Raw genomic sequence first — 5,431 nt, 5'->3', positions numbered from 1 at the left:
AATGAGTGTCCGGCGGCGACCTACTCTCCCACACACTCCCGTGTGCAGTACCATCGGCGCTGTGGGCCTTAGCTTCCGGGTTCGGGATGGGACCGGGCGTTTCCCCCACGCTATGACCGCCGTAACCCTAGAACACACACCCACACAGGGCGCATGTAAACCTAAAAAGAGGGTCACAACCACAAACCACACCAACAACACGTGACTTGTGACAATACTCAATTACCTCAACAACCCTGAACAAACAAACCAGCGGGGTTTGTTGTCCGAGGACCGCCTAGTGGACGCAAGCGCAATGTTCCTTAACACCATGACCATGCAAACATTGGTGGTGATGTAAGTGATCGGCTTATTAGTACCAGTCAACTCCACGTATTACTACGCTTCCATTTCTGGCCTATCAACCCCATAGTCTATAGGGAGCCTTCACACCTCAAAGGGTGACGGAGATCTTATCTTGAAGCCGGCTTCCCACTTAGATGCTTTCAGCGGTTATCCATCCCGAACGTAGCTAATCAGCGGTGCACTTGGCAGTACAACTGACACACCAGAGGTTCGTCCGTCCCGGTCCTCTCGTACTAAGGACAGACCTTCTCAAATCTCCTGCGCGCGCAGCGGATAGGGACCGAACTGTCTCACGACGTTCTAAACCCAGCTCGCGTACCGCTTTAATGGGCGAACAGCCCAACCCTTGGGACCAACTCCAGCCCCAGGATGCGACGAGCCGACATCGAGGTGCCAAACCATGCCGTCGATATGGACTCTTGGGCAGGATCAGCCTGTTATCCCCGAGGTACCTTTTATCCGTTGAGCGACGGCCCTTCCACACGGTGCCGCCGGATCACTAGTCCCAACTTTCGTTCCTGCTCGAGATGCCTCTCTCACAGTCAAGCTCCCTTGTGCACTTACACTCAACACCTGATTGCCAACCAGGCTGAGGGAACCTTTGGGCGCCTCCGTTACTCTTTGGGAGGCAACCGCCCCAGTTAAACTACCCACCAGGCACTGTCCCTGGACCCGATCAGGGCCCGAAGTTAGATGCCTAACAACACCAGAGTGGTATTTCAACGACGACTCCACAACCACTAGCGTGGCCGCTTCACAGTCTCCCACCTATCCTACACAAGTGATGTCAAACACCAATACCAAGCTATAGTAAAGGTCTCGGGGTCTTTCCGTCCTGCTGCGCGTAACGAGCATCTTTACTCGTAATGCAATTTCGCCGAGTTCACGGTTGAGACAGCGGGGAAGTCGTTACTCCATTCGTGCAGGTCGGAACTTACCCGACAAGGAATTTCGCTACCTTAGGATGGTTATAGTTACCACCGCCGTTTACTGGGGCTTAAATTCTCCGCTTCGGCTTACGCCTAACAGGTCCTCTTAACCTTCCAGCACCGGGCAGGAGTCAGTCCGTATACCTCGTCTTACGACTTCGCACGGACCTGTGTTTTTAGTAAACAGTCGCTTCCCCCTGGTCTCTGCGACCACCACCAGCCCGTCACCGTCAAGGCGCGTCACCGGGGTGGTCCCCCTTCTCCCGAAGTTACGGGGGCATTTTGCCGAGTTCCTTAACCGTGATTCTCTCGATCGCCTTGGTATTCTCTACCTGACTACCTGTGTCGGTTTAGGGTACGGGCGGCTGGAACCTCGCGTCGATGCTTTTCTCGGCAGCATAGGATCACCAGATCTCCCACCAAAGTGGAAGCCCATCAAATCTCAGCCTTAGTGATACCCGGATTTACCTAGGTATCGGCCTACATTCTTAGACCCGGAACAACCATCGCCGGGCCTGGCTACCTTCCTGCGTCACACCTGTTAATACGCTAGCTCCACCACTTCAGGTCCCACGCTAGGCCTACCAGCAAGCCCCGAAGGGCTCTTAGATAGGATTCGGGTGGTTAGTATCAGCGGCTTCGCTTGGGCGGTTCTTCGCCGGTACGGGAATATCAACCCGTTGTCCATCGACTACGCCTGTCGGCCTCGCCTTAGGTCCCGACTAACCCAGGGCAGATTAGCTTGACCCTGGAACCCTTAGTCATTCGGCGGACACGTTTCTCACGTGTCTTTCGCTACTCATGCCTGCATTCTCACTCGAACACGCTCCACCTAGGCTTCCGCCACGGCTTCACCGCTGTGCTCGACGCTCCCCTACCCATCCAGTAAAAACTGAATGCCACGGTTTCGGCGGTGTGCTTGAGCCCCGCTACATTGTCGGCGCGGAATCACTTGACCAGTGAGCTATTACGCACTCTTTCAAGGGTGGCTGCTTCTAAGCCAACCTCCTGGTTGTCTAAGCAACTCCACATCCTTTCCCACTTAGCACACGCTTAGGGGCCTTAACCGGTGGTCTGGGCTGTTTCCCTCTCGACGATGAAGCTTATCCCCCACCGTCTCACTGCTGTGCTCTGACTTGACCGGCATTCGGAGTTTAGCTGACGTCAGTAACCTTGTAGGGCCCATCGGCCATCCAGTAGCTCTACCTCCGGCAAGAAACACACAACGCTGCACCTAAATGCATTTCGGGGAGAACCAGCTATCACAGAGTTTGATTGGCCTTTCACCCCTACCCACAGCTCATCCCCCCAGTTTTCAACCTAGGTGGGTTCGGTCCTCCACGCGCTCTTACACGCGCTTCAACCTGGCCATGGGTAGATCACTCCGCTTCGGGTCTAGACCCAGCGACTCAATCGCCCTATTCAGACTCGCTTTCGCTACGGATTCCCCACACGGGTTAACCTCGCCACTGAGCACTAACTCGCAGGCTCATTCTTCAAAAGGCACGCCATCACACCCCAAAGGATGCTTTGACGGATTGTAGGCACATGGTTTCAGGTACTATTTCACTCCCCTCCCGGGGTACTTTTCACCATTCCCTCACGGTACTGATTCACTATCGGTCAGCAGGGAGTATTCAGGCTTACCAGGTGGTCCTGGCAGATTCACACACGATTCCTCGAGCCGCGTGCTACTCGAGAACACCGGATCAGCCGGCGGAACGCATTACAACTACGGGACTCACACCCTCTCTGGTCACGGACTCAACCGTGTTCATCTATACGCCCGCACCTCAACCGCTAAGACTGGTAGATCTTAGACACCGGGTCTCACAACCCCCACAACGCAACCCCTACCAGGTATCACACGCCATAGGTTTAGCCCCATCCGCGTTCGCTCGCCACTACTTACGGAATCACTCTTGTTTTCTCTTCCTGTCGGTACTGAGATGTTTCACTTCCCGACGTTCCCTCCAACACGCCTATACATTCAGCGTGAGGTCACAGACCATAACAGCCTGCGGGGTTTCCCCATTCGGAAATCCTGGCATCAAACGCTCGGTTATCAGCTACACCAGGCTTATCGCAGATTCCCACGTCCTTCATCGGCTCCTGCTGCCAAGGCATCCACCATGCGCCCTAAAACACTTACACCAACCAAAAATGGTATAAGCCACCAAAGACACACAGAACACCACAACAACCAACACCCACCAAAGCAGGCACCAATCACTGTGATGATCCTTAGCGCTACACATCACGACTACTCACACACACAAAGCATGTGAGCAGAAAATTGTTAAGAAACAAAGATGCTCGCGTCCACTATGCAGTTCTCAAACAACAACCCCCACCACCATCACCACCAACCAAAAAGCCAGTGACTACCTGAAGCAGGGAATCCTTGAAACAACACTTGTTGTCCCAGGACCCAACAGTGCGCCAACACCACGAAAAAACACACCACACAACACTTTCCAACCCCACAAGGGAGCGTACTCACATCACACGGTGCGCCAACTTAGTGAACCCAATCAAGGGTTATTCTTTGATATTCCACCCATGAGCAAACCCAGAGCAATTCATTCGATCACTGACTGGGCGGACCCAACTCGGGTCCAGCTCCTTAGAAAGGAGGTGATCCAGCCGCACCTTCCGGTACGGCTACCTTGTTACGACTTAGTCCCAATCGCCAGTCCCACCTTCGACCACTCCCCCCGGAAAACCGGTTGGGCCGTGGGCTTCGGGTGTTACCAACTTTCGTGACTTGACGGGCGGTGTGTACAAGGCCCGGGAACGTATTCACCGCAGCGTTGCTGATCTGCGATTACTAGCGACTCCAACTTCACGAAGTCGAGTTGCAGACTTCGATCCGAACTGAGACCGGCTTTTAGGGATTAGCTCCACCTCACAGTATCGCAACCCACTGTACCGGCCATTGTAGCATGCGTGAAGCCCAAGACATAAGGGGCATGATGATTTGACGTCATCCCCACCTTCCTCCGAGTTGACCCCGGCAGTCTCCCATGAGTCCCCACCTTTACGTGCTGGCAACATAGGACAAGGGTTGCGCTCGTTGCGGGACTTAACCCAACATCTCACGACACGAGCTGACGACAACCATGCACCACCTGTGAACCAGCCCCGAAGGGAAGCTGCATCTCTGCAGCGGTCCGGTCCATGTCAAGCCTTGGTAAGGTTCTTCGCGTTGCATCGAATTAATCCGCATGCTCCGCCGCTTGTGCGGGCCCCCGTCAATTCCTTTGAGTTTTAGCCTTGCGGCCGTACTCCCCAGGCGGGGCACTTAATGCGTTAGCTACGGCGCGGAAAACGTGGAATGTCCCCCACACCTAGTGCCCAACGTTTACGGCATGGACTACCAGGGTATCTAATCCTGTTCGCTCCCCATGCTTTCGCTCCTCAGCGTCAGTAACAGCCCAGAGACCTGCCTTCGCCATCGGTGTTCCTCCTGATATCTGCGCATTTCACCGCTACACCAGGAATTCCAGTCTCCCCTACTGCACTCTAGTCTGCCCGTACCCACTGCACACCCGGGGTTAAGCCCCGGGCTTTCACAGCAGACGCGGCAAACCGCCTACGAGCTCTTTACGCCCAATAATTCCGGATAACGCTCGCGCCCTACGTATTACCGCGGCTGCTGGCACGTAGTTAGCCGGCGCTTCTTCTGCAGGTACCGTCACTTGCGCTTCTTCCCTGCTGAAAGCGGTTTACAACCCGAAGGCCGTCATCCCGCACGCGGCGTCGCTGCATCAGGCTTTCGCCCATTGTGCAATATTCCCCACTGCTGCCTCCCGTAGGAGTCTGGGCCGTGTCTCAGTCCCAGTGTGGCCGGTCACCCTCTCAGGCCGGCTACCCGTCATCGCCACGGTGAGCCACTACCTCACCGTCAAGCTGATAGGCCGCGAGCCCATCCAAGACCGCAAAAGCTTTCCACCACTCACCATGCGGTAAGAGGTTATATCCGGTATTAGACCCAGTTTCCCAGGCTTATCCCAGAGTCAAGGGCAGGTTGCTCACGTGATACTCACCCGTTCGCCACTAATCCACTTCCTGCAAGCAGGAAGCTTCATCGTTCGACTTGCATGTGTTAAGCACGCCGCCAGCGTTCATCCTGAGCCAGGATCAAACTCTCCATC

General features: G+C 55.0%; 3 rRNA genes. All 3 read right to left on the bottom strand.

Annotated features, from left to right (window positions below):
- Nucleotides 1–7: 7 nt before the first annotated feature.
- A 5S ribosomal RNA gene (gene rrf / locus TX78_RS12315) occupies nt 8–124 on the bottom strand.
- 208 nt (nt 125–332) lie between these two features.
- A 23S ribosomal RNA gene (locus tag TX78_RS12310) occupies nt 333–3,428 on the bottom strand.
- Between the two features lie 476 nt (nt 3,429–3,904).
- Nucleotides 3,905–5,430, bottom strand: a 16S ribosomal RNA gene (locus TX78_RS12305).
- The 16S, 23S and 5S rRNA genes sit together here, the layout of an rRNA operon.
- Between the last annotated feature and the right edge of the window lies 1 nt (nt 5,431).

Origin of the sequence: Nesterenkonia massiliensis, assembly GCF_000455245.1 — a bacterium.
Classification (GTDB): domain Bacteria; phylum Actinomycetota; class Actinomycetes; order Actinomycetales; family Micrococcaceae; genus Nesterenkonia; species Nesterenkonia rhizosphaerae.
Note: the sequence above shows the minus strand (reverse complement) of the source record. Positions and strands in the feature narration are given on the sequence as shown.